Consider the following 22924-nt stretch of genomic DNA (forward strand, 5'->3'; position numbering starts at 1 on the left):
CGTCAAGCATAAACAAATCTTTGAAGTGTACTATGAGAAGTACCGACCTTGTTTATGAAGAATATGACAGGACTGGTATAGTTTGTTATCAACGGATAGGAAATTCAACGCCCCAAATGAGGTGAGAGGCGAGCGGGGACAGCGCGAGGCATGGGACGAGGAGCATGGGGCTGCGGGGTTGGCCTGAAAGCAGAGGCGGCTGGAGTCGCGGCCAGTGCTGAGATGTGGGAGGGGGACGAGGGGATGTCGATATGGGCGGAAGCGAGCGGCCGGGTGGCCGAGGCTGTTCGGACAGACTGGATGTGGGCGGCTCAGTCCTCGAAGTCGGTATTGAGGACCTCTTCTCTTCCTGGCTCCGGGTGGATCGGGCCATTCGATTTGTAGAGCTGAGGGTCGCGGGTCCCTCGGGTCAGTTCTGGGCGGCCAGCGCCTCGGCGATCAGAGCTTCGAGCAGCCGGCTGCGAAGATTCCCGATCTCTCGGCGGGATAGCGGAGAGAGAAGCTGCATCGCCGTCTCGGCGGCCAGTGGACGTCCGGACTTCAGGTACGCGACCACGGCTCCATCCAAGAGAACGGTGGGCTGCACCAAACGCTCGCCGCCGGAGACCCGGGTGACGAGGATGTCGGCTGCGGCAGCCGCGGCCTCCCAGTCGAATGTTGCCAGTCCGTAGTGGAAGTCTACGACAGCGCGGTACTGGTCTGGCGCGTCGTACTGATCGAGGAAGTCGAACACCAGCCGATACAGGGCTTACATTTTCACTTGAGCCGCAAAGTCGTCTAGGATGAACCTTCCTGTGAAACCACCACCATATCCTGAAACGCATGCCCCACCTTTTGCATAGTTGGCATAATAATAAGACTGAGCGCCTTGAGGTGGAACATTTATATACGAATTTGTAGATAGGCTTCTGTGTGGATCAGATGTGGTATTCGTCGTCGTTCTTGAGTCTCCAAGGACAGAGAAGCCGGAGGTTTCCTCGATCATATAATCGGTCCAGTTAGGTCCAGAGCTAAATCTGCCCCCTGTCCCGGTCAATTCCCCAGCTAATCCTGTAGTATTGAGAAATCTGCCCAGGTAACTCCGGTCCATTCTTCCTATATCGCTCAGGCTATCTCCGAAGATAAGAACGACTTTGTTACTCATCTGCGCATCCCCTTAAGACTCTGCGTAAGCTGAAAAATGAGCCACGTGTGTCAACCAGTAGGATGGCACAAATGGTCAGGAACGATTTGGCCACATACTACTGTTTGTCAAAGTTGTGTCAATATGTTGTCTTGCTTCCCGACTGATCCCCCTCGACCAGACCCCCGTCTTCGATCCTACCCAGGCCGAGTTCATCCCTGAGTTGATATTCGACAAGTCGCTGCACGCCGACTTCGACGACTGAGTGGCCCGCCTCCAGTCTGTCCGAACACCTTCGGCCACGCGGCCTCTCCCTTCCGCCCATATCGACATCGCCTCGTCCCCCTCCCACGTCTGATCTCTGTGCGCGACTCCAGCCGCCTCTGCTTTTAGCTCTACCCCGCAGCCCCATGCTCCGCCTCCCATCCCTCACGATGTCCCCGCTCGACTCTCACCTCATTTGCGTCGTTGAATGTCCTATCCGTGCGGCTACCAGCGGCTTTGACGGGTCCCCCTGAACCGAGACCAGCGCGGATGTTAGGATCCGAGAGCTGGCGAGCCAGGATGTGGTGGGACGGCGCGGACGGTAGACGTGCTGGGTGCTCGCCCACCCAGGTGCACGCTTCGATGCGTGTCGGTATCGGGGTCGCTGCTGCGTCGGGTTCGCCATGGTGGAGGGTGCGCTCCGGCCTGGGGCGATGCCATGGTCGAACGGGCGCGACAGCCGAAGGGGACAGTTCCCCCGTCGTGTGACTTTCGTTCAGGGGAAGGCATGGGGTCAGAACGGATTACGCCGGAGTATCTCACTTGCGGCGTGGATCCACTCGCCGGCTGCCTCGGCATCGCAAGCGACCCAGTCGGGGCCGGCCCCTTCCTGGGCCATTGCCCGGTCCGTGCCACCGAAAACCGAGAAGCCAATGATCACGCTTATGAAGACACCTCTTGTCGGTTCAACCATCAATCTGACCTCTCCTCAGTCCTCAAGACCCTAATAGATATGCCACTTTCAGCCCAATACCTCGGTTACAAAAGGCACCCGAAAGCGACCCCCGGATCCTCATCAGCCCGCCCGCCCTTCCCCGGTTCGTTTTCGTGATCAGGAGCTGGACCCTCTATCCGGCCTCGACAGGGGCACTCTTTGGCCCAAGTGGGCACTTCTTGCCGGGTTTACCACTCTCACCCTCCCTCAGGATTCTTCTGTCATTTTCGTAAGTCCAAGCCTATTATGCCTTTATTGATGCTGCGCCCGCTTTTGTCACGGCGGCGCACGTGTTTTGCATTGGTTCACCCTGCCGGACCCCGAACGCCCCACCCGGGGGCGACGCAGTTCGGTGGAGGCACGATTGAGTGATCGAACATGGATATGAACCCAAAGCGAGCTGGCTTTTCAATGGTCGAGTTGATCATGGTCATGCTGCTCATGGGCATCCTAGCCGGGATCGCGGCACCATCGCTACGTCCGGAGAAATTCCAATTGGATGCTGCGGCGGTTCTCGTCGCGAGTTCGATCAACGCTCAACAGCTGGCCGCAGTTCTGCGTCAGCACAACGTCGTCCTAGCCTTCGACACAGTGGAAAACCGGCTCAGGGTTCATTACGACGAGGACAACGACAACACAATCGATACGGCAGAGAACTGGTATGTGATCGAATTGGACGACAACGTTCGATTCTCTCTGGGCGGCGCCACCGCCCGTCCTCTCGGATCAACGCCGATATCAGTAACAGGCGCACAAGACTCGATCCCCGCCCTGACGTTCCGACGAAATGGGAGCGCCAGCGAAGAAAGCATCATTTATATCACCTCGATGAAGTCGATAAACGAGAGCAGCGGCAAGGACACTCGTTCTATCGAGATCGAGCGCGCGACCGGGCGAACCCGGTGCTACTCGTTCTCGTCGGGGGCTTGGGTACAGACATGTTGAAGAAATCGCAGGGCGGGTTCACCATCATCGAGATCACGATTGCGATCATGATTCTCACGGCTGCGGTCCTGGGTATCGCCGCGTCGACGGCACAGCTGCTCGTGCCGGCTGGGGACGCGGAGTTGGAATTCCAGGCGCTACAGTCGGTGGAAGAGCGGCTGGCCCTAATCCGACTCGACCCACGCTATGTGCTTTTGGATTCCATCTATGAGGATTCCGAGACGAACCTCCCTGGTCTGACCGACCTGACTAGAGAGACAGTCGTGACCCGCAGGCAGGTCGCACAGACGGGTGGGAAGATCTGGGATTACACGGAGATCGTCGTTTCCATCACCGGTGGGCGCCTCAAGAACGACATCTACCGGAAACTGATCCTAGGGATGCCCTGACATGAACGAGAATCGAATGAAGAACGAGGGAGGCTTCTCGCTCATCGAAATGATCATCGCGATCATGATCTATGGGATCGTACTCTCTGTGGCGATCGGTTTCGTTGCCCAACAGAACAAGTTGTTCCACCTGGGTATGGACCGGATGACGTCGCTTCAGAACCTCCGCTACGCTCTCCAGAGCCTAGAGACGGATATTCCGACGCTCGGGACCAACCTTCCGGGGAATCAGCCGGGACTCGTCTACGCCGGCGCGGACATCCTCGCCTTCACGGGTGACTACGCGTCCAACGTCCCAAACGATGTCTTCGCCTCGTATATCGACCTCGGTGCACCAACCGGTCAGGTGTCGGTTCCGACAACGAGCCAAACGCTCCCGAATACGAGTTTCACCTGGCCGGATACACTGTATCGGACAAACGCTGGCACACGGTCTCCTGCGGAGCTTCTGATGTACTGGTTCAGTCAGGATTCCACGACGACGCGCACGGACGACTACGTGATGTACCGCCAGGTGAACACGGCCGACCCAGAAGTCGTCACACGGAACGTGTTAGCCGCCGAGGGTAGCGTACCGTTCTTCCGCTACATCAGGAGAATCGACTACGCGAGTCAGGCATCCACGATCGACAGCATTCCAGATAGCCAACTCCCCATCCGCCACATCGAACGATTTCATGCGGTTGCGGCGGACACTGGAGCATCGGCATTGACGGATTCGATTCGGGCGGTCCGTGTGTCGTTCCGCACGACGAATGGGGTCACAACGGGCAACGAACGCATAGCGTCCGTGAGTCGAATTATTTACATGCCGAACGCGGGCTTCGGAACGACCATGACATGTGGGTCTGAGCCCATCCTCGGCACCACGCTGGCCGCCGTGCCGTTCGACACCGGGGGTGGGCTGTATGCCTCACGGCTGACTTGGAACGCGGCGACCGATGAGACCTCCGGTGAGTCTGATGTCGCGCGTTACGTGATCTATAGGCAGGAATGGCCTATCGGGACGGACTGGGGTGATCCCTATCTAAGTATTCCCGCAGGCAACAGCACATACCAATACCTGGATCAGTCGGTGGAGCCCGGCACGGTGTACCGGTACGCGCTCGCAGCGCAGGACTGCACTCCATCGTTATCTACGCTCACAGCGTCAGGCGACGTCACGATTCCGTTTTAGCCTGGCTTCATCAGTGATATGAAGGAAATGACCATGCATACCAAGAACCTAAGATCCAACGAGGCCGGCTTCGCACTCGTGCTTACGGTGCTCGTCGTCGTCATCGTCGGATCACTGGTCGCGAGCGCGACCTTGATTGGGAGGAATCACCTCCTGGTGAACAACTTCTACGATCGCCAGTCCGAGCTTGAGATGGTCGCTGACGAAGGCCTAGAATACGCTCGCACTCGGCTGAACGGTGATAATTCGTTCTACCCGGATTCGGGGTACGCGGTCTTGCAGAACGGTGTCGAGGTCACGGACGGCACAGGCGCGACAATCCCAGGTATGAAGCGCTCGATCTACGTTGGCCCCAGTGGCGTGACGTCAGGGCAATACGGCGTTTTCGGTACGGTCGTGTCAGTGGTCGAAGACGAGGGTGGTGGTATCGCGATTCGGCGGGCCTCGCTTTATCAGGAGAGCTTCTCGAAGTACGCCTACTTCACGGATGTAGAACCTTACAACATCTCGTTCGGTGGTGGTGACCAAATCTTCGGGCCGGTGCACTCCAACTCGCCGATCAAGATCTACTCCTCAGGCGCGACCTTTCACGGCACGGTCCGGACGGCTAGTAACGTGCCGAGTCCAACGTACGGGACCTTCAAGCAGGGGTATGAGGAGTACGTGTCTCCCATCGCTATGCCTGCCACCTCGGATCTAGCCAAGCTCCAGGCCCAGGCTGCGACTGGATCCACGAGCTTCACCGGCAACACGAGTGGCAACTTCGGACAGGCGACGACACGAATCGAATTCGTGGCGATCGACCTAAACGCGGACGGCGACGAAAACGACGAAAATGAGGGCTTCATCAAGGTCTACCAGTCCACGAATGCCAGCTGGGTTACCGGGGATATAGCCGCAACAACCACGTGCTCGGGGCGACGGCGGCGCCGCACCTGCACCACGACAGAGGGCCCTGGAACTTCTGAGCAATGTGGTGCCAACTACTCGGGCACCTTCGTGGCGGCGGCGGACCATCCGCATAACGGGGTCACGGCGATTAATGCTCTCCGTGGCAACAACCGTCGCTGCTACCTGGGCGGCCACGACTCCATTTTTGGTGGCTTCCAAGCGACGGACTCCCACGGAGGGTGGCTCGCGTATCCGGGTACACCGAGCCCCCTGCTTAACGGTCGTGCGGACCGGACCTACCTGTTCCCGCTAAGTCGGCAGCTGAACGCGAACTTCAAGGGAGTGATCTACGTCTCTGGTAATGTGGTCGTGTCGGGCAAGGTCCGCGGAAGGGTGACGGTTGCCGCGAGCGGCGACATCATCTTCGGCGACGACATCACGTACGTAACCGATCCTGGGGCAGGCACCTGCGTCGACATCGCTGGCTACTTCGCGGGCGATGACGTCATCGTTGCGGATAACGCGCTGAACGCGCCAATGAGGCCCAGTTCTAGCTACGACTACGAGACGTTCGACGATACTCCTGACGAATTCTTCCACGGTACCGTTCTGGCCCTCGACATTTTCACGGTCGAGAACTACTCGTCGGGTTCGACAAACGACGAGTATTGTGAGGGCGGCGTGAACGGCCGTGGCTGCCTGTACCTGACCGGCGGCATCATCCAGAACACGCGTGGTGCGGTCGGGACCACAGGCGGTACCGGATACGTGAAGCGGTATTCGTACGACCAATGTGGCTCCACGAATCCGCCTCCGTACTTCCCGACCACGGGCTACTTCGCGAAGGGGCAGTACTATCAGGTGGACCCGGTCGACTTCAACGTCGGCGCCTTCTTCGGCCTCATTACGACTGGCGGCTGATCCCAAGTCTGCAAGACAGAAGCCCCGGAGGACGGTCCGTCCTTCGGGGCTTCTGTCGTTGTAGGCGGCAACTCCGCACAATCGGGATCACTACCGTTGGACGACGCCGTCCTGAACTCGGATCCGGTGCTTTCCGTACAAAATGCACCGACACTCACCATGATTGTAATGGGCGAAGCCCAGGGGTTCGCCGCGCTCGAGAGCCACCTCCCTCCGCTCCTCCGGCGCCTTGGATTACCCGCACAGAGTCGGATTCCGGAGACTGGTCGAGGTCGGTATCGAGGTGACTTTCGGGACTACTACGACGAGGAAACCCGGGAACTCATCGCAGACCGATATCGGGAAGAAATCCAGCGATTCGGCTACACCTTCTGGTTAGACTCCGACGAAGGTGGGTCCGTCTCGTAGCCGAACATTTCCAGGTCCGTCCGATAGAGGGAAGCCACACGTTCCTGGAGCGCAGAATCGTACAGGGCTTTCCAATCATCTCCGCTGGCCGACCGGGCATGCCAGGGAAGAGGAACCTCTTTCCCCAGCGCCTCCTCCACCTCCCACCATTCGTCGAATATGCGTTCGAGACGGATAAGACGGACTCTTTGTTCTTTCACCACCGAGAGGGCAATCCGGTCCCGGGCCTCGCTCTGTCGAGCCTTGAGGAGGTCCGGCGTCAGGTAATGTGTCCGTCCGAGGTGCAGAAGAGTTCCCAACCCCCGCCCAGCCCAGGACAGGCGGGAGTTGGGTGGGGTAGCGTGACGGAGCACATCTACCTGAAGGCGAAAATGACTGTTGCCGTCCCGAACGACGGGGAGCAGCTCCACGAACTCATCGAACTGAAGGCCAGCCAATCGGCGAGCGCCGGTCTCTGGCCGACAGGGCCAGGCACCAAGAGCCTTCAGCAAATGACGCTGACACGGCTCGAGACTCCCGTTTCTGGCCAAGGCACCGAGGGCATCCCTGCACTTGTTCCGAAAGCAGGACGCCACCCGCGCCCACGGGTTGCGAACGACCATGAAACGGGGCCAATGAGTGTCGTCCAAAAGAGGCCGAAACCCGGGCTGGGCATATGTTCGGAGATCGGGAAAGGCGCTCTGTAGTCCATGTATTAGGGAGCGAGACGCCACCTTGTGGTTCCAGAAGAAGAGGAACCTAGGCTCGGAGGGATGAACGGTCAGGGGCATCTCAAGCCCCTCCGAAGGCGGATCTAACCACCCCAAAACGCCACAAACCGGAAGCCACCACTCCCGTGATGGCCGCCCGGGAGGGTATGTAACTCAACTGGGTGGCAGGCCTTTCGGATGTGGTAGATGCGTACCCCCCGGCTTCCATAACGGAAGCCAGAAGGACTTCCGCCTTCTCCAGTTGGGACCGAGAGAGGACGGTACGGAAGCGCCCGACACCAGACTGGGAGACGCCGTCCAATTCGCTCTCGAAGCGAGAGTTGCCGGAGTATTTGGCACCCATCACCGTAGGCTGGACAAGCACCGGGTGTTCAGTGATCCCAATGAACTCACCGACTTCACCCATCACCGCCTCTGGGTCTCGAACCAGCGCCTCGTACCCCACCTCGAGAAAGCGCTCATCCGACTCGTATCCTCGTGCTACTTCATGGGCGATGTGTGCCGTCAGTGCCAGAGGGAAGATCGAGCGGGAAGGTTTCTGCCTCAGCGCCGAGGCCATCACATCGCGTGGATCCCTCCGCATGATCACCACGCGAACGTCATCGGGAAACCACCGAAGGAGTGTGTCAGCTTCGAAGAGATGACGGGGAGTCTTCTCGACCCAGTGAACCGGCGTGGCGGCTCCGGTCAATTCCCGCCAACCGTCCACCAAGGCCAGGAGACGGGCCCTGGGATTGTCCGCCCCTTCGAAAGCCTTCTCCAGCATCAACTCGGCGTCCGTTCTCGATAAGGAGGGCCGATGTCGGTGTAGCGTTGGCCATAGACGGGTCCGGGCCAGGAGGGCATGAACGGCTTCATTGGCCCCGACCCAATCGAACAGATGACTCTCGAAAGGAAGCACCAGAAGGTCAGGATGGCCGTCAAGCAGGGCTCGGAGAAGGCTAGTGCCGGAGCGGGGGTGCCCCACGATGAAGATCGCGCCCGGGGGGCTCACTCCGACCACCGATCACTGAACATGCGCATGAGCACAGTGGTGTTCCGTCGTTCCGGATCGCCTCCGCCCCGATTGTGAAGACCGAGACGACTGGCCCTGTATAGGCTCTGATGAAAGAAGCGAGGGAAACTTCCCGGCCTACCGGGAACGATGAGCCTCGGAGCACGGCAGTGAGCCGCGAACCAGGTGTCATCCTCCAACCAGGCTGCATCGGGGGCCCCATCCATATCAGCCAGAGTGTCCAGATCGAAAAAAGCCGGACGTACGAGAACCCCACCGTATCCATGCAGGATATCAACGGGGAGGGGCGAACGGGATAACCGGGACCCCCTCAGCGACACACCCCTCTCGAACCGAAGCCCGTCCACGATCCTGCCGATGAGACCCTTTCGTCTATCCACTCGATCCAGAGGAACCCGCAGGCCGATGCACCCTACCGCAGCCTCCGGGTGGGCTTCGGAGGCCTGAAGGAGGCCAGCCAGAAAGGTACGGCGGTAGATCCGGTCGTCATCCACCGACACGATGGGCTGATCTGGACCGCTAGCCAGAAGGGCCGGCAACAGCTTGGTTGCTGGCCCAAAGTCGTCGCAGCGCACGATCTCAATCGTCCGTAGGTCCTTGATCTCTTGAGGGATTTGGTATTCGCTATCCTCCCGCCGACTCTGGATCGGAATATGAAGGAGCACTTTTTGGGGGAGAACGTCCTGAACCAGAAGACTCTTGAGCGTCGGGACGATGTGCGGCAGGCGACTGGGAATCGTCGTGAGCCCCACGATCAGATAAGATCGGTCCTTCAGGAAGGCCTCAGAATCCAACTCCTGAAGAGTACGCCGTCGAAGGGCCATTTCGAGGAAGAACTCTCTGACCGGCTCGCGGCCTTCTAGCCGACAGAAGAGGCCAAAACCGGCTGAGGCCACGACTCCGGCCACCACCCAGACCCAGAGCACCTCAGAGGCCCTTCGAAGGGTCCGAGTGACTCCAAAACCAGGGAGAAATTGAGCCTTTCAAGTCAGAGGCCGAAGAAAGAGAACCCCCCAAAGGCTCAGGTAGACGGGAGCGAGAATTCATTCCGGGTACCAATTCGAGATTCGAACGGTGAGCATTGGACTTCACGAAAACGGATAGGAAATTCAACGGCCAAATGAGGTGAGAGGCGAGCAGGGACAGCGCGAGGCATGGGGCGAGGTGGGCGCCCTAGCGCCCACCTCGCGGAGCCAACTCAGCTGCCCGCCAAACCGCGCAACGCGTCCGCCAACATGCGGACCTTAGCGGCGTCCCCGGACTGGCCGGCCTGCCCCCGGATCTGGCTTGCCATGCCAGTCAACGCAGACTGTCGGGCCGAACCCGATGTGGCCTCTGCGGCCGTCAGTCCCGCACGCACTTCGGTGACCCACGCAGAAGACACAGCCCGCGACCGTTCCAACTGATCGACGTAGGCGCGCGCAAGGGCGAACGTGTGCGGCCAGACGATCTGCGGCTGGCCCTGCGAATTCAGGTGATCGAAGTGTACCGACTTCGCAGCATCGATCTCATTCTGCGACAGTGCGTCACTAGGCAGAAGCTCGAAGATGTCGAGCCCCCGTGAGATCTCGGAACTCACCAACACTCCGTTGTACCAATAGACGGACCATGAACCGCCTGCGCCCATCCGATTCGCATCGGATGGACCGCGGTCATGGAAGGCGATCTCGACGGGGTTGTTCGCATCCGTCCAGTCGAAGATGGAGACGCCGCCTTGGTACCAGGACTGTACCATGATGTCGCGGCCGGGGATTGGGATCAGCGATCCGTTGTGCGCCACACAATTCTCAAGCGACGTCTGAGCCGCGGGGAGTTTGTAGTAGCTCCGGAAATCCATATCCTGGCCATCGAGCGTGAAGACGGCGTTCGCACCCCACTCGGGCGGATCGGAGGCGCGGCACTTCGGACCACCACCGCCGCCCCATTCATCGGTGAAGAGGACCTTGGTGCCGTCGTTGTTGAACGTGGCCGAGTGCCAATAGGCGAAGTTCGAATCCGATACGGCTGACAGACGTCTCGGATCGATCGGATTACTGATGTCGAGGAGCAGGCCGTAGCCCCCGCAGGCACCGCCCGCCCGCCCAATCGCAGGATAGACCGTGATGTCATGGCACTGTGTGGGGCCGAGACCGTCATCCCCGCCGCCCATCAAGCTCTCAGCCATCGCCGGGATAGAGGCTCGGAGAGTTGCGCTGTCGGCGGCCGACACCCTCGTGCCGCCCCGTGCGGTCATGATGCCGTTGAGGAGGGGTCGTGTGGTCCGGTCCCGCAAAATCCTGCGCCGTCCTTCAAACTCCGCCACGAACGCTCCTGCGGCTTCGGCTTCGTCCATAGCGATTATGTCGTCAGGCGCCAGGCCGTGCGTGGGCGGAGCCACGAGGTCGTTGAAGATCCTGGGCGAGCTCACGATCGCCGCGTCCTGAGGCCGTGCGATGGGCACACGAATGACTTCGATGCGGAAGAGAGCCGAGTTTGGATCTTGGTTCGGCGATGCATCCGAGCAGCCGGCCAACTCCTCGGCAGGGCGCACGGGGGCCGAACCAGACACGTAGATGTACACGTTGTCCTGATCGTTCGGGTCCTCGAGCACCGTATGCGTATGCGACCCTCGGCACGTTTGCACGTTGGTGATGCGCCTCGGGCTCCGGATGTCACTGATGTCGAAGATGCGGATGCCGCGCAGACGATCATGACTCACCGCTTCCTGCACACCCTGGGCGCCGCAATCGAGGCGGCCCGTCATCCCCTCCCCTGACACGAACAGAAGGTCTCCGAATACCGACACATCACTCTGAGATGCTGGACAGAGGTGGGTGATCACCGTCGTCGGGGCGCTCGGATTCGTGATGTCCCAGATCTGCACGCCATCGTAGTTGCCCTGGATCGCGTAATTACCCTTGAATGCCAAGTCTGAATTCGTCTTCCCGACGAAGGCCTCCGGTGGAGGCGTATTGGACACGACCCGCAGATTCCACACCGCTTCCTCTGCGTCGAAGAGGCCCGCCCGCAAACCCACTCGGGGGTCTGGGCTTGGCGCGTCCACGGTCAACGGTCGCATCGCCATCGAGGGCGCGATGCTCGACATGCCGCCGGGCACCGCTGAGTAGCCACCGCAGCTGGAGAGTGCCACCACCAACGTAAGGGTCAGGCCCAGTTGCCTCCCTGTGCTTAGGCAGGCCCGCGCCGCGTTCGCCCGGGAGGTGGTGGGAGAGGTCGGTGAATTCGGGTTCATGGCTTAATTCCTTGAGCGTTGGTGACGGCTTGAGCTATCGGTCTTGATTGGACGGGAGCCCGTCGAGCATCTGCTGCATACGGGCGACTTCGGTAGTCTGATCCACCTGGATGTCGGAAGCCAGCTTGAAGACGAAATCGTCCTGGGCAGCCCCATCGGTGGCGAACAGTTCATGAACCATAGTCACCGCGCCGTTGTGGTGCTGGATCATGTAGGTGAGGAAGAGCCGGTCGTACTCGACGCCGTGTGCGCGGGAGAGATCGAGAAGTTGCTGCGGCGACAACATGCCAGGCATCTGCATGTCCGTCATGTCCATGTCGGGCATCTGCATCCCCGAGTCCGGGGCCATCTTTCCGCCCGCGTCGACCTCCGGAACCGGCCGGTCCCGCTCACGGAGCCAGCGTTGCATCACAGCAATTTCGTCTTTCTGAGCGTTCGTGATCCGGGCGGTTAGCGTGAGTACCGAGGCATTCGCACCGTGGGTGGGTGCCCAGGCCGACATAACGAGCGCCTGGGCGTGATGATGGATCATGCCGGTCATGAAGTGGGCGTCGGCGTCACTGACCCGTTGCAGAGCGCTGTCTGCTCGGGCGCGGTACAGCGCTTCCAGTCGGGCGAGATCAGGGGCTGGCGGCGGGGCGTCTACGGCGCCGGCTTCAGAACGGGGCGCTGGGGTTGTCGGGCCGCCGACACCGGCACACGCGACCGTAGACAGTGCGCTCAGCAGCAGCGTGGCAGCAACATAGGTTAGAGGCAGGTGCCTCCGGGGATCGCTCATCATGCGTCTGAATCGGAGAGGTGGATGTTCAATAGGAAGCTGCAGCGGGAAGGCGACGAGGCCATCGTAGCCCCGTCGTAGACCGGCGACAACCGAGGCTGCCGTCCTCATCGAGCAGTGGAGACGGCTCCACAACACGGTCCGCCCTCACAGCGCCTGAGGCGGTCTACCTCCCGCCCCGGAGACGGTAAAACCATCAGATTGGTTCCTTCGGGGGCACGTCAATCCCGTCTGCCGCGACAGCAGCAATTCCTTACTGAGTAGTACTCGACCGACGACATCGAGCCGTTCGCCCAGATTCGCGAACTAGGTTGCCGCTGTACAATAGTCACTCGATGTGGCTAGGTGTCCCGTGTGGTCCAAAGAGTGCTCCAATGGCGAGTTATGGCGGAACGATAAGTGGATGGCTAGCACTGGTCGTTGTGTCGGCGGGCCTCACGGCGTGCGCAGGCCCCGACGAGTCAGCCACGCTCGCGATCATCCACGCCACCGTGATTGACGGGTCTGCTCCAGAGGCGAAGAGCGACCAGACTCTGCTGGTGAAGCACGGAAGAATCCAAGAGATGGGGCCCTCTGACAGCATCGACGTGCCCTCGGAGGCGACGGTCATTGATGCTACCGGTCGTCATGTCATCCCGGGGCTCTGGGATGTGCACGCTCACACCAACGCCGATCAGACAGTCTTGGATCTCTATTTGGCGAATGGTGTGACTGGCATCCGAGACATGGGATGTGATCCGCGCTGCGCAGAGCTGCTCGCCGAGCGCAGCGTCCTGGTGGCATCGGACTCGATCGTCGGCCCGCGGGTCGTGTGGAGCGGACCGAACATCGACGGCGCCTCTCCCATCGACTACGCGGGCCACGTTCATGTGACCGTCGCTGGCGCCGCCACGACGGTTGAGGATCTCAAGGCCGCGGGTGCGGACTTCATCAAAGTGCGCGACTGGCTCGCGCCCGACGAGTACGCTGCCGTTCTGGCTGCATCGCACATCCAAGGTCTGCCCGTCGACGGCCACGTCCCTACGTCGATGACCGTGACCGCGGTTGCTGCGGCCGGTCAACGCACGGTGGAGCATGGAGGAAGCGTACTCGGAGGCCTCCTGCTCGCAGCCTCGTCGGACGAGGAGGCCCTCCGCGCCGAGTTGCTCGCGGCCATGGACGCAGCGCGGACGTCAGGGCAGTTCTTCGCCCCGTTTGCACTGGCCATGGGCCCGGACTTCACCGACCGACTCCTGCGGACCTTCGATGAATCCAAGGCATCGCTCATCGTCGAGGCCTTTCGTGAAGCCGGGACGGCCCTCGTGCCCACACTTGTGGTGGGGCACCCAGCGTTCAGGTCAGTGGATCCAGAGTTCGATGGTCGACGAGTCCTGGAGGGTAGGCAGATGGACTACGTCTCAGGAGACGTTTTGGAGATGTGGAAGGCGAGCGCGACGTCGCCTCTCTTCGCCGGGGAAGGCATTCAGGCTGCGAGAGACCGATACGAGGCGCTCGCGGATCTCGTGGGCCGAATGCACCGTGCCGGAGTTCCAGTGCTGCCTGGGACAGATCTCAGCGTAGAGGCGCCGTGGCAGGTTGCGGGCTTCAGTCTCCACGACGAGTTGCTGCTATTGGTCGAAGCCGGCCTGTCTCCCATGGACGCCATCCGAGCGGCTACATCAACACCCGCCACTGTACTCGGCCTCATTGACCTCGGTACCGTCGAGGTGGGCAAGCTGGCTGACCTTGTCATTCTGGACGCCGACCCACTCACTGACATCCGCAACACACGGCGGATCGCTGGTGTGGTCTCGCGCGGTATCTACCTGGGGCGACCCGCCCTGGACAGCTTGCTCACTGCTGCAGAAGAAGTTGCTTCCGGTGCTCGCAACTAGCCGAGGTGGGATAAGTCTTTTGGCGAATTGCGGCAGTCTCTTCTCGACGAAGTCGGTAACTGTTTGGTAGACGGCGGGCCCGCCGCGGATTGGATCTTGTCGCGGACAGTGGCGACCTCCATTCAGAGTTCTTCCTCCGAGCCGTCTGAAGCAGCCCGCCGGTAAACGACCGACTCGCCGTAGTCTGGCTCGTCAGGGATCTTCCCCGCCGCTGGCGGGGGTCCCGCAAGGATCGCAGGTTTGCCCGCACTCATTTCACGAATATCCGGACGATTCCGCATGCGTTATCGATCAGCCGCATCACTCCTCGCATTGATCGCGTTTCCGCTCTCGGCCTCGGCGCAGACCGGGACTGACAACGGTGAGTGGCACGTCTACGGTGGCGATGACTTTGCCAGCAGCTATACGCCGCTGACGCAGATCGATGCGACCAACGCCTCGGAACTGGAGATCGCGTGGCGGTGGAACGCACGGAACTTCGGCCCGAATCCGTTCGCACGGACACAGACGACACCTCTAATGGTGGATGGCGTCCTCTACGCGACGGTGGGAATGCGCCGCAGCGTCGTCGCCATCGCTGCTGGTACGGGTGAGACGCTGTGGACGTGGCGAGTCGACGAGGGCGAGCGGCTCGGGGCTGCACCGCGAGCGAACTCGGGACGTGGGGTCTCCTACTGGCAGGACGATTCCGGCAACGGCCGCATCATCGTGGTGACTCCCGGATATCAGATGGTGGCGCTCGATCCGCATTCCGGGCAACAGATCGAAGGCTTCGGTGAGGGCGGGGTCGTCGACCTGATGGGCCAACACCGTTCGCGGGACGGGATCGACATGGTGGGCTCGGTGGGAGCGAGTTCTCCCGCGACCGTCGCGGGGGACGTGCTCGTCGTCGGATCGGCGCATCACATCGGCATGCGGCCGCCCTCCAAGACCAACACACCCGGCGACATCCGCGGCTACGACGCTCAGAGCGGAGAACTCCTGTGGACGTTCAAGACGATCCCGGAGCCCGGTGAATTCGGTGTCGACACGTGGGAGAACGAGTCGTGGTCCTACACCGGCAATGCCGCCGCCTGGGCTCCCATTGCGTACGACCCCGAGTCCGGGTTCGTCTACGTGCCGACCGAGGCCGCCACGGGCGACTACTACGGCGGACACCGACACGGGAACAACCTGTTCTCGACCAGCCTTGTCGCGCTCGACTCTAGGACCGGCGAGCGGGTGTGGCACTTCCAGACGATTCACCACGACATCTGGGACTGGGACAACCCAACGTCTCCGATCCTCGCCGACCTCACCATCGACGGGGCGCCGCGCAAGATCGTGGCACAGATCACCAAGCAGGGCTTCGTTTTTGTTTTCGACCGGCTGACAGGCGATCCGATTTGGCCCATCGAAGAGCGGGCGGTGCCTCAGACGGACATTCCCGGCGAGTGGACGTCGCCGACGCAGCCGATTCCGACCAAGCCCCTCCCCTTCGAACCACAGGGCTTCAGCGAGGACGACCTCATCGACTTCACGCCCGAGATCAAGGCGCGGGCGGCTGAGATCGCTTCTGCCTATCGGATGGGTCCGCTCTACACGCCGGCCTCGCTCCAGGACGCGCCCGATGGGACGGCGGGCGTATTGTCGCTGCCCAGCTCGACCGGCGGCGCCAACTGGGAAGGCGGGGCGCTCGACCCAGAGACGGGCTTCCTGTACATCGGCTCCGCCACGGCTCCTTCGGTTCTCGCCCTGATCGAGGGCGGAGACCGCTCCGACATGGACTACATCGCGGGTTTCGGCCGCGCGTCGATAGCCCCTGGCGTTTCGATCGTGAAGCCTCCCTGGGGTCGCATCACGGCGATCGACCTCACCACCGGCGACCATGCGTGGATGATCGCGAACGGGGACACACCGCCTCATGTGGCCGAGCGCCTCGAGCTCGACCCGGCGACGATCCCGCGGACCGGCAAGCCCTCACGAGCAGGGTTGTTGGTGACCGGCTCCCTGTTGTTCGCCGGCGAAGGCATGTCAGGCGACGCGATCCTCCGCGCTCACGACAAGGCGACCGGCCAAATTATGGCCGAACTCGAGCTCCCAGGGGCTCAGATCGGCCTGCCGATGTCGTACATGCACGAAGGCAAGCAGTACATCATCGTGGCGGTCAGCGCACGCGGCGAGCCTGCCGAGATCGTGGCGTTCGCCCTGCCCAACTGAGGCCCTTCGGATGAAATCGGCCTGGCGGCCGCAGTGCCCCCGGAGCCTTGATCCCCCACGCTCCCATCCCTAACATCGCTTCAGTTGCGGCGATTCCGGAGGACCTGTCGCACCCTCCCTGTAAGGCCCGCTCATCTGCACAGGAGTAGTACGAATGCGGACATCGTGGACAGGTCTGAAGCCGACCGTCATAACGGTGATGGCTGTCGTCGTCGCCTTCGCCACCCTCGCTGCGCGACCCATGAGCGCCCAAGACGGCACCGGCGACGCTGGGGTGACGTTTACGCGAGACATCGCACCCATCCTTCAGCGAAGCTGCGTTAAATGCCATCGCCCGAACGGCGTGGCACCCATGTCGCTCGTTGAGTATGACGACGTCCAGCCCTACGCCAGGCAGATCATGCGTCGCACTGGGATTCGCGACCGAATGGGTACGATGCCACCCTGGTACGTCGAGAAGGACATCGGCATCCAACATTTCAAAGACGACCCATCGCTGACTGACCTGGAAGTCGCAGCCATCGCGCAGTGGGCTCGCGGCGGGACTCCCATGGGCGACCCGGCACACATGCCGCCCGCTCTGGAGTTTTCGGATGAAGCGATCTGGACCCTTGGGGAGCCGGATCTTGTGGTCAGTACGCAAGAATTTCTCGTGAAGGGCGACGCTCCAGATTGGTGGGGGGACATCACGAGTATTCCCACGGGGCTCACCGAAGACCGGTACGTAGCGTCCGTGGAGATCCGCGAGATCAACGATGTGCGCGAAAACCGAGATAGTGAACGCCAGACGGTGGGTGGGCTCTACGTCTTCCACCACATGGTGTGGAGCACACGCGTGCTCGACGACCCGGACGTGAGGCCCGTGGGGTGGCCGGTCCACGAGGTAGGTCGGAACCCCGACATCTTTGACGACGAGGGTGGCCAATTGCTGAAGGCCGGATCGAGCGTCGTTTCCGGTTCCACGCATCTCCACTCGAACGGAAGCGATACGCGGGCGCGCCTCGAGATCGGATTCCGTTTCCATCCCCGCGACTACGAGCCGAAGTACCGCTCAGCTGGCTACGTGCTGGCCAATGGCTCGGACATCGACATTGAAGCTGGCAAGAAGGATCAGGAACTGCATGCGTACACCGTCCTCCAGCAGCACACCAAGATTGTGACGTTCGAGCCACACTTGCATGCCCCCGGTGACCGCATGTGCCTTGAGGCGATTTGGGGCTTCAATGTCGAAACGATCTCGTGCGTGGGATACGACCACAACTGGGTCCGGGGCTATGCCTTCGCGGACAACTATCAGCCGCTATTGCCCAAGGGCACTGTGCTCCACATCACCGGCTACATGGACAATACGGAAAGCAACCGAAACATCGCCGATGCACGAAACTGGCAGGGCTCGGGCAACAGATCCGTGGCGAACATGTTCATTGATCTGGGTATGAGGCTCGCGCTCACAGACCAACAGTTCCAGGCGGAAATGGCTAAGCGTAGGGAGAATCTCGATCTCGGCGTAAACGATCATGTGATCGGGTGCCCGCTGTGTATGGTCATTCCCGGGGGCCGTTAGATGATCGGATTCAGGGCGAAAGGTTGGGTGGCCGGAGTCATGGCCATTGCAGCTCTGGCGATGGGTCATCCGGCGAACGCCCAACTCACGTACCAGCACGGGCAAAACGTCTCTCCGGCCTTTGAAGGCTGGGAGTCGAACGACGACGGCACGTTCAATCTCGTATTCGGCTATATGAACAGAAATTGGAACGAAGAACTGGACGTCGCGACCGGACCAGAGAATAGCTTCTCGCCCGGCCCAGCGGATCAAGGTCAACCCACCCACTTCAGGCCGCGCCGTAATCGATTCGTGTTCAAGATCCAGGTCCCGGCCGACTTCGGTGATCAGGAACTCGAGTGGACGCTCACGACGCAGGGACAGACGGAGTACGCATACGGATCGCTCCGCTTGGACTACAAGCTCGACAACATCGTGATCGCTTCAGAGACGGGCGCACTCGGTATCGGTGCGAGTACCGCCTCAACGAGGGCGAACACACCTCCCGTCCTCACGGTCGAGGGGGACGCCGTGCGGAACGTTCGCGTTGGTGAGCCAGTCACGTTGATCGCGACAATCGCGGATGATGGCTTGGAGCGGGCGATCGAGGATTCACGTCGGCGTGCAGAGCGAGCTGCGGCAGCTGCCGCGGAGTTGGACGGCCCACCCATGCTCACGTCGCGACAGTTGCGACCACCCACCCGCATCACGGTCAGCAAAGTCGTTGCGACGCATCTGGCTTGGTTCGTCTATCGAGCGGACGGCCCCGTCGCCTTCGATCCTCCTCAGGTGAAGACGTGGGAGGACACACGGGCCGGAGCGAACTCGCCATGGGCTCCACTCTTTATGCCGCCACCGGTTCCTGAGGATGGCCGGTGGGAGGTCACCGTCACCTTCGACCGACCGGGCACCTACATACTCCGCGGTCGAGCAGACGACGGCGCGTTGTACCACGACCAGGATGTGACGATCATCGTGAGGCCTATCACTTTCCCGCATTAGTCGGCTGCAGCCACACTCGTGCGGGGCGACACCAACAGAGACTGCCATGCCGCGACTTCGCCGGCTATTCCTTTCCGCACTCGCTGCGCTCCTGCTTGTGTTCAGCTTCACGAGAGATGTTGCCGCACAAGCGCTCGGTGACCACCAGTACACGAGTGCCGCCATCGAGGCGGGCTCCCGTGTCTATACATCCGAGTGCGCGCTGTGCCATGGCGCGAACGGCGACGAAGAAGACGCGATTAACCTCCGCCTTGGACAGTTCCGACGGGCACAATCGGACCAAGACCTCCGCGACGTAATCACTGGCGGGATCGGTGGCGGTCGCATGCCTGCGTTCGACCTGCAGCCGGACGAACTCGTTGGCATCGTCGCATACATCCGTGCCGGATTCGACGCGAGCGGCGTGGCGGTAAAGGTCGGCGACGCAGCACGCGGTGAGGAGTTGTTCGGTGGAGATGGAGGCTGCGCGTCGTGCCATCGTGTGAACGGCCGGGGGCCCTACTTGGGCCCGGACCTCAGCGACATCGGAGCCATTCGCACGCCGGCCGCTTTGCAGCGCGCTCTGCTCGATCCAGATGCCGCGCTTCGCCCTATCGACCGACCCATTCGAGCCGTGACCCGGGACGGCGAGACGATTCGTGGTCGACGCCTCAACGAGGACACCTACACGGTGCAGCTCATCGACTCGCAACAGCGGTTGCTCTCACTCGTCAAAGCCGATCTGACGGAGTACGAAGTCAGCAGCACCTCGGACAAGAGGCCGACCACGCTCTCGGCGGACGCTGTGGCGGATCTCATAGGCTATCTCCTGACACTGAGGGGCATCCGATGAACAGCTTCCAACGCGCGGCAACGGCGGGAGTCTTCGCCCTTCTCGCGCTCGGCGCCGCCGTGAATGCTGGCGCCCAAGTCCCCTACGAGCGGATTTTGAACGCGGCAGACGAGCCCGAGAACTGGCTGACCTACCACGGCTCGTATTCGAGTCTGCGCTTCAGCACCTTGAGTCAGATCACCACGGAGAACGTCACAGATCTGGAGTCGAAGTGGGTGCTCCAAAACCAGGTGTTCGGGGCTTGGCAGTCGAACCCCATCGTGGTCGACGGCATCATGTACATCACCGAGCGTCCCAACGACGTGATGGCGGTAGACGCCGTGACGGGCCGCGTCTTTTGGATGTATCGTCACACAAACGATGAAGCTGCTGCCGTCTGCTGCGGGGCCAACAACCGCGGCGTGGCCGTTCTGGACGACAAGGTTTTCATGGGCACGCTGGATGCCCGCCTCATCGCTCTGGATCGGACGAACGGACAGCCTCTGTGGGACATCGAGGTTGCCGACGTAAATCAGGCGTACTCGATCACGATGGCCCCGCTCGTCGTGAAGGACAAAGTGCTCGTCGGCGTGGGCGGTGGTGAGTTCGGGATTCGTGGATTCATAGCAGCCTACGACGCTGATACCGGTGAGGAAGCATGGCGCTTTTACACGATTCCCGGCCCGGGTGAACCTGGACACGAGACATGGGAGGGAGACGACTGGGAGCACGGTGGTGCACCCATCTGGCTCACGGGTTCATACGACGCCGAGCTCAACCTGACGTACTGGGGTGTCGGGAATCCCGGTCCCGACTGGAATCCCGGCCAGCGACCGGGCGACAACCTCTACTCGGACGCCGTCATCGCGCTCAACCCGGACACCGGGGAATTGGACTGGTACTTCCAATTCACGCCCAACGACGGGTATGACTACGACGCAGTCCAAGTACCCCTCCTCGTGGACATGGAGTGGGAGGGCGAAGCTCGGAAGTTGATGCTGTGGGCGAACCGCAATGGCTACTTCTACGTGCTGGACCGGACAGATGGAGAGTTCCTCTCAGGGACTCCCTTCGTGAAGGTCAATTGGTCCAGCGGGCTCGACGAAAATGGCCGGCCCATCCAAACGCCACAGCCCGCCGGCGCACCGACCTGGCCAGGCAACCAGGGCGGCACCAACTGGTACCCGCCGTCCTATAGCCCACGGACGGAACTCTTCTACTTCGCCGCGTGGGAGGACTACGCGAGCATCTACGAGCCCGAAGAGTCTGTGTACCGCGAGGGCCGCATGTTCCTGGGCGGAGGCTTCCGAGTGCTCTCACCCACGGAGGGCGCGCCAACCATCGGAATCGGGCGCAGCACACCCATCAACAACTGGACCGACGCGGTCGGTCACGGTTCGGTGATCGCCATGGATCCTCGCACGGGTGAAGCGAAGTGGAAGTACGACCAGTTCGACGTCAGTGACAGCGGCATGCTGACCACGGAGACAGATCTGCTCTTCACGGGTGGGCGCGAGGGTTATTTCCACGCGCTCGACGCACGCACCGGTGCGCTTCTGTGGAAGGCGAGCCTCGGAGCCCAGATCGTGATGGCCCCAATCACCTTCATGGTGGACGGCAAGCAGTATGTGTCCGTCATTTCGGGGCACACGCTTGTGACCTTCGGACTTCGGGACTGACGGTGTAGGGTCGTCAGCGTCTCGGCATGCCAGGGATCGCCATGAGCCTCCGGCCACCCGCCAGGTGCGCGGCGTGTCCGCTCGAGTTGCGTTCGTTCTCCGTCATCACCGCGAGTGGGAACCCCCCCTGGAAGAAAATGCCGTGACGGAGTGCCATGATTTCCCACTCGTCTTGGTCGGTCACGGCGCGGTCCGCCTCCATGAAGAAGTCGACGGCCGCGTCCACAGCTCCGGGTGCGTCGACGGCTCCGGGTGATGCCAGCACGTCCGCGACCACCTCCAACAGCATGCTCAGGTTGTCCCAGATCATCGCCGATTCAGGGCTCAGCCAGATGAAGCCAGGAGCGATCGCCGGAGCCAAAGGGAGTTCGCTGGGGAAGGACTGGGGTGGCTCGCCATGGCTGAGCTTGGCGTGGTGGCGTGTGGCGACCGTGTCTACGCCGGCGAGGCGATCCGGACCTGGAGGCAGATCGGTCAAAGGCTCCGTCGTCGCGAGTCGCAGCCAGTGACCCGCCCAGAGTAGACCGTCGAGATCGGGGTAGCCGGTCCGGAAGGCAAGCGCATAAGGGTGGCCGTATAGGACATCCATGTTCTTCGGCACATTCGGCAGAGCGGCTTCGGCGCGGCCCCGGTATACCCCCACCGCGGCGGACAGGGCTGCGTTTCGGTCCGTGACTGCGGGATCGGCAAGAATCGACAGAACCTCTCGCTGGAAAGCATGACCCCAGCGAATGATTCCTGCAGTGCGCGAACCGAGCGCCTCGTATCCGGCGTCCGCCACTCCTGCTACTTTCGCGGATCCCTCTTCACCCTGGACGAGCGATGTGAGGCGCCCTACCAAGTCGGCCTCGAAGCCGGGCGTCGGGACCTCGCCGCCGCTCGCCCGGACGCTCTCTCCTTCACTGGCGAGCTCACCAAAGAGCACACCATGCGCGCTCTCCAGGCGGCCGAGCAGATCGTAAAGCCCTGGGTGGTGGCGACGAAGCGCGTCCGCCTGTCCCAGTTCGCCCGCGTCCTGCCCCCTTGCCTCAGGGGCCGCCGCGGCGAGTAGGACAGCGGCGAGGCACACTGTTGAAACCCTTGGAAACATAGGGAACCACCCACTCACATTGGCGCGTCAGACGAACGGCAAATCATGGGTCAGGCGCACGATGACGGCAACGGATAGCATTGGACTCCTTTCGCGCAGACGCCCGATCCCCAAAGTTGGCGCAGACCCCGGTGAGGCGCACAGAAGGTTAAGGAGGA

Annotated in this window: 21 protein-coding genes; 11 read left to right on the forward strand and 10 right to left on the reverse strand. The window is 61.5% G+C overall.

The window, feature by feature from the left end:
• Positions 1-409 precede the first annotated feature (409 nt).
• The 3 genes from P8L30_09355 to P8L30_09365 all read right to left on the reverse strand — a co-directional run bounded on the left by P8L30_09355 (position 410) and on the right by P8L30_09365 (position 2081).
• Complete coding sequence (locus tag P8L30_09355; protein ID MDG2240397.1) at positions 410-733, reverse strand: hypothetical protein; 324 nt, start codon at positions 731-733, stop codon at positions 410-412.
• Between the two features lie 15 nt (positions 734-748).
• Positions 749-1144, reverse strand: a complete 396-nt coding sequence (locus tag P8L30_09360) for a hypothetical protein (GenBank protein MDG2240398.1) — start codon at positions 1142-1144, stop codon at positions 749-751.
• 757 nt (positions 1145-1901) lie between these two features.
• Positions 1902-2081, reverse strand: coding sequence for a hypothetical protein (locus P8L30_09365; protein MDG2240399.1), 180 nt, complete (start codon positions 2079-2081; stop codon positions 1902-1904).
• A gap of 399 nt (positions 2082-2480) precedes the next feature.
• Between P8L30_09365 and P8L30_09370 the strand changes: the two genes are divergently transcribed.
• The 5 genes from P8L30_09370 (at position 2481) to P8L30_09390 (ending at position 6833) form a co-directional block, all read left to right on the forward strand.
• Positions 2481-3047: a type II secretion system protein gene (locus P8L30_09370; protein MDG2240400.1), complete on the forward strand. Its 567-nt coding sequence runs from the start codon at positions 2481-2483 to the stop codon at positions 3045-3047.
• The gene (locus P8L30_09375; protein MDG2240401.1) at positions 3041-3436 is read left to right on the forward strand and encodes a hypothetical protein; all 396 of its coding nucleotides are present in this window, start codon (positions 3041-3043) and stop codon (positions 3434-3436) included. The genes P8L30_09370 and P8L30_09375 overlap by 7 nt, the downstream gene beginning before the upstream one ends.
• A gap of 1 nt (position 3437) precedes the next feature.
• The gene (locus P8L30_09380; GenBank protein ID MDG2240402.1) at positions 3438-4613 is read left to right on the forward strand and encodes a prepilin-type N-terminal cleavage/methylation domain-containing protein; all 1176 of its coding nucleotides are present in this window, start codon (positions 3438-3440) and stop codon (positions 4611-4613) included.
• Positions 4614-4646: 33 nt separating this feature from the next.
• On the forward strand, positions 4647-6425 hold the full coding sequence (locus P8L30_09385; GenBank protein MDG2240403.1) for a hypothetical protein: 1779 nt from the start codon (positions 4647-4649) through the stop codon (positions 6423-6425).
• 96 nt (positions 6426-6521) lie between these two features.
• Positions 6522-6833, forward strand: coding sequence for a hypothetical protein (locus P8L30_09390; GenBank protein ID MDG2240404.1), 312 nt, complete (start codon positions 6522-6524; stop codon positions 6831-6833).
• Here P8L30_09390 and P8L30_09395 read toward each other — a convergent pair.
• From P8L30_09395 to P8L30_09415, 5 genes are all read right to left on the reverse strand, one after another.
• Positions 6788-7435, reverse strand: coding sequence for a sulfotransferase family 2 domain-containing protein (locus P8L30_09395; GenBank protein ID MDG2240405.1), 648 nt, complete (start codon positions 7433-7435; stop codon positions 6788-6790). The two genes, P8L30_09390 and P8L30_09395, sit on opposite strands and share 46 nt — an antisense overlap.
• A gap of 169 nt (positions 7436-7604) precedes the next feature.
• Positions 7605-8510 carry a sulfotransferase gene (locus P8L30_09400; protein MDG2240406.1) on the reverse strand — a complete coding sequence of 302 codons (906 nt, stop codon included), beginning with the start codon at positions 8508-8510 and terminating at the stop codon, positions 7605-7607.
• A 23-nt stretch (positions 8511-8533) separates the two neighbouring features.
• The gene (locus P8L30_09405) at positions 8534-9382 is read right to left on the reverse strand and encodes a hypothetical protein (GenBank protein MDG2240407.1); all 849 of its coding nucleotides are present in this window, start codon (positions 9380-9382) and stop codon (positions 8534-8536) included.
• Between the two features lie 374 nt (positions 9383-9756).
• Positions 9757-11790, reverse strand: a complete 2034-nt coding sequence (locus tag P8L30_09410; GenBank protein MDG2240408.1) for a hypothetical protein — start codon at positions 11788-11790, stop codon at positions 9757-9759.
• A 34-nt stretch (positions 11791-11824) separates the two neighbouring features.
• Positions 11825-12571: a DUF305 domain-containing protein gene (locus tag P8L30_09415; protein MDG2240409.1), complete on the reverse strand. Its 747-nt coding sequence runs from the start codon at positions 12569-12571 to the stop codon at positions 11825-11827.
• Positions 12572-12942: 371 nt separating this feature from the next.
• Here P8L30_09415 and P8L30_09420 point away from each other — a divergent pair, with 371 nt between their 5' ends.
• The gene (locus P8L30_09420; protein MDG2240410.1) at positions 12943-14442 is read left to right on the forward strand and encodes an amidohydrolase family protein; all 1500 of its coding nucleotides are present in this window, start codon (positions 12943-12945) and stop codon (positions 14440-14442) included.
• Positions 14443-14564: 122 nt separating this feature from the next.
• Here the strand turns inward: P8L30_09420 and P8L30_09425 are convergent, their stop codons facing one another.
• Positions 14565-14723 carry a hypothetical protein gene (locus tag P8L30_09425; protein ID MDG2240411.1) on the reverse strand — a complete coding sequence of 53 codons (159 nt, stop codon included), beginning with the start codon at positions 14721-14723 and terminating at the stop codon, positions 14565-14567.
• On the opposite strand from P8L30_09425, the gene P8L30_09430 reads away from it, so the two are divergent.
• The 5 genes from P8L30_09430 to P8L30_09450 all read left to right on the forward strand — a co-directional run bounded on the left by P8L30_09430 (position 14722) and on the right by P8L30_09450 (position 21676).
• Positions 14722-16641, forward strand: a complete 1920-nt coding sequence (locus tag P8L30_09430; protein MDG2240412.1) for a PQQ-binding-like beta-propeller repeat protein — start codon at positions 14722-14724, stop codon at positions 16639-16641. The genes P8L30_09425 and P8L30_09430 overlap by 2 nt on opposite strands.
• A 154-nt stretch (positions 16642-16795) precedes the next feature.
• Positions 16796-18205: a hypothetical protein gene (locus tag P8L30_09435; protein ID MDG2240413.1), complete on the forward strand. Its 1410-nt coding sequence runs from the start codon at positions 16796-16798 to the stop codon at positions 18203-18205.
• On the forward strand, positions 18206-19186 hold the full coding sequence (locus P8L30_09440; protein ID MDG2240414.1) for a hypothetical protein: 981 nt from the start codon (positions 18206-18208) through the stop codon (positions 19184-19186).
• A 46-nt stretch (positions 19187-19232) separates the two neighbouring features.
• Positions 19233-20018 (forward strand): c-type cytochrome, encoded by a 786-nt coding sequence (locus tag P8L30_09445; protein ID MDG2240415.1) that lies wholly within the window; start codon positions 19233-19235, stop codon positions 20016-20018.
• Positions 20015-21676: a PQQ-dependent dehydrogenase, methanol/ethanol family gene (locus tag P8L30_09450; GenBank protein MDG2240416.1), complete on the forward strand. Its 1662-nt coding sequence runs from the start codon at positions 20015-20017 to the stop codon at positions 21674-21676. The genes P8L30_09445 and P8L30_09450 overlap by 4 nt, the downstream gene beginning before the upstream one ends.
• A 13-nt stretch (positions 21677-21689) precedes the next feature.
• On the opposite strand, the gene P8L30_09455 is transcribed toward P8L30_09450, so the two are convergent.
• On the reverse strand, positions 21690-22745 hold the full coding sequence (locus P8L30_09455) for a hypothetical protein (GenBank protein ID MDG2240417.1): 1056 nt from the start codon (positions 22743-22745) through the stop codon (positions 21690-21692).
• Positions 22746-22924: the final 179 nt, after the last annotated feature.

The sequence above is a fragment of the Longimicrobiales bacterium genome, assembly GCA_029245345.1.
Taxonomy (GTDB): domain Bacteria; phylum Gemmatimonadota; class Gemmatimonadetes; order Longimicrobiales; family Gaopeijiaceae; genus CALFPJ01.

Bases quoted from the DNA above. Each gene is read 5' to 3' on its own strand.
- P8L30_09360 (MDG2240398.1), bottom strand. From the start codon at position 1,144: ATGAGTAACAAAGTCGTTCTTATCTTCGGAGATAGCCTGAGCGATATA.
- P8L30_09410 (MDG2240408.1), bottom strand. From the start codon at position 11,790: ATGAACCCGAATTCACCGACCTCTCCCACCACCTCCCGGGCGAACGCG.
- P8L30_09365 (MDG2240399.1), bottom strand. From the start codon at position 2,081: ATGGTTGAACCGACAAGAGGTGTCTTCATAAGCGTGATCATTGGCTTC.
- P8L30_09395 (MDG2240405.1), bottom strand. From the start codon at position 7,435: ATGGTCGTTCGCAACCCGTGGGCGCGGGTGGCGTCCTGCTTTCGGAAC.
- P8L30_09430 (MDG2240412.1), top strand. From the start codon at position 14,722: ATGCGTTATCGATCAGCCGCATCACTCCTCGCATTGATCGCGTTTCCG.
- P8L30_09385 (MDG2240403.1), top strand. From the start codon at position 4,647: ATGCATACCAAGAACCTAAGATCCAACGAGGCCGGCTTCGCACTCGTG.
- P8L30_09380 (MDG2240402.1), top strand. From the start codon at position 3,438: ATGAACGAGAATCGAATGAAGAACGAGGGAGGCTTCTCGCTCATCGAA.
- P8L30_09450 (MDG2240416.1), top strand. From the start codon at position 20,015: ATGAACAGCTTCCAACGCGCGGCAACGGCGGGAGTCTTCGCCCTTCTC.
- P8L30_09440 (MDG2240414.1), top strand. From the start codon at position 18,206: ATGATCGGATTCAGGGCGAAAGGTTGGGTGGCCGGAGTCATGGCCATT.
- P8L30_09370 (MDG2240400.1), top strand. From the start codon at position 2,481: ATGGATATGAACCCAAAGCGAGCTGGCTTTTCAATGGTCGAGTTGATC.
- P8L30_09425 (MDG2240411.1), bottom strand. From the start codon at position 14,723: ATGCGGAATCGTCCGGATATTCGTGAAATGAGTGCGGGCAAACCTGCG.
- P8L30_09435 (MDG2240413.1), top strand. From the start codon at position 16,796: ATGCGGACATCGTGGACAGGTCTGAAGCCGACCGTCATAACGGTGATG.
- P8L30_09445 (MDG2240415.1), top strand. From the start codon at position 19,233: ATGCCGCGACTTCGCCGGCTATTCCTTTCCGCACTCGCTGCGCTCCTG.
- P8L30_09420 (MDG2240410.1), top strand. From the start codon at position 12,943: ATGGCGAGTTATGGCGGAACGATAAGTGGATGGCTAGCACTGGTCGTT.
- P8L30_09415 (MDG2240409.1), bottom strand. From the start codon at position 12,571: ATGATGAGCGATCCCCGGAGGCACCTGCCTCTAACCTATGTTGCTGCC.
- P8L30_09405 (MDG2240407.1), bottom strand. From the start codon at position 9,382: ATGGCCCTTCGACGGCGTACTCTTCAGGAGTTGGATTCTGAGGCCTTC.
- P8L30_09375 (MDG2240401.1), top strand. From the start codon at position 3,041: ATGTTGAAGAAATCGCAGGGCGGGTTCACCATCATCGAGATCACGATT.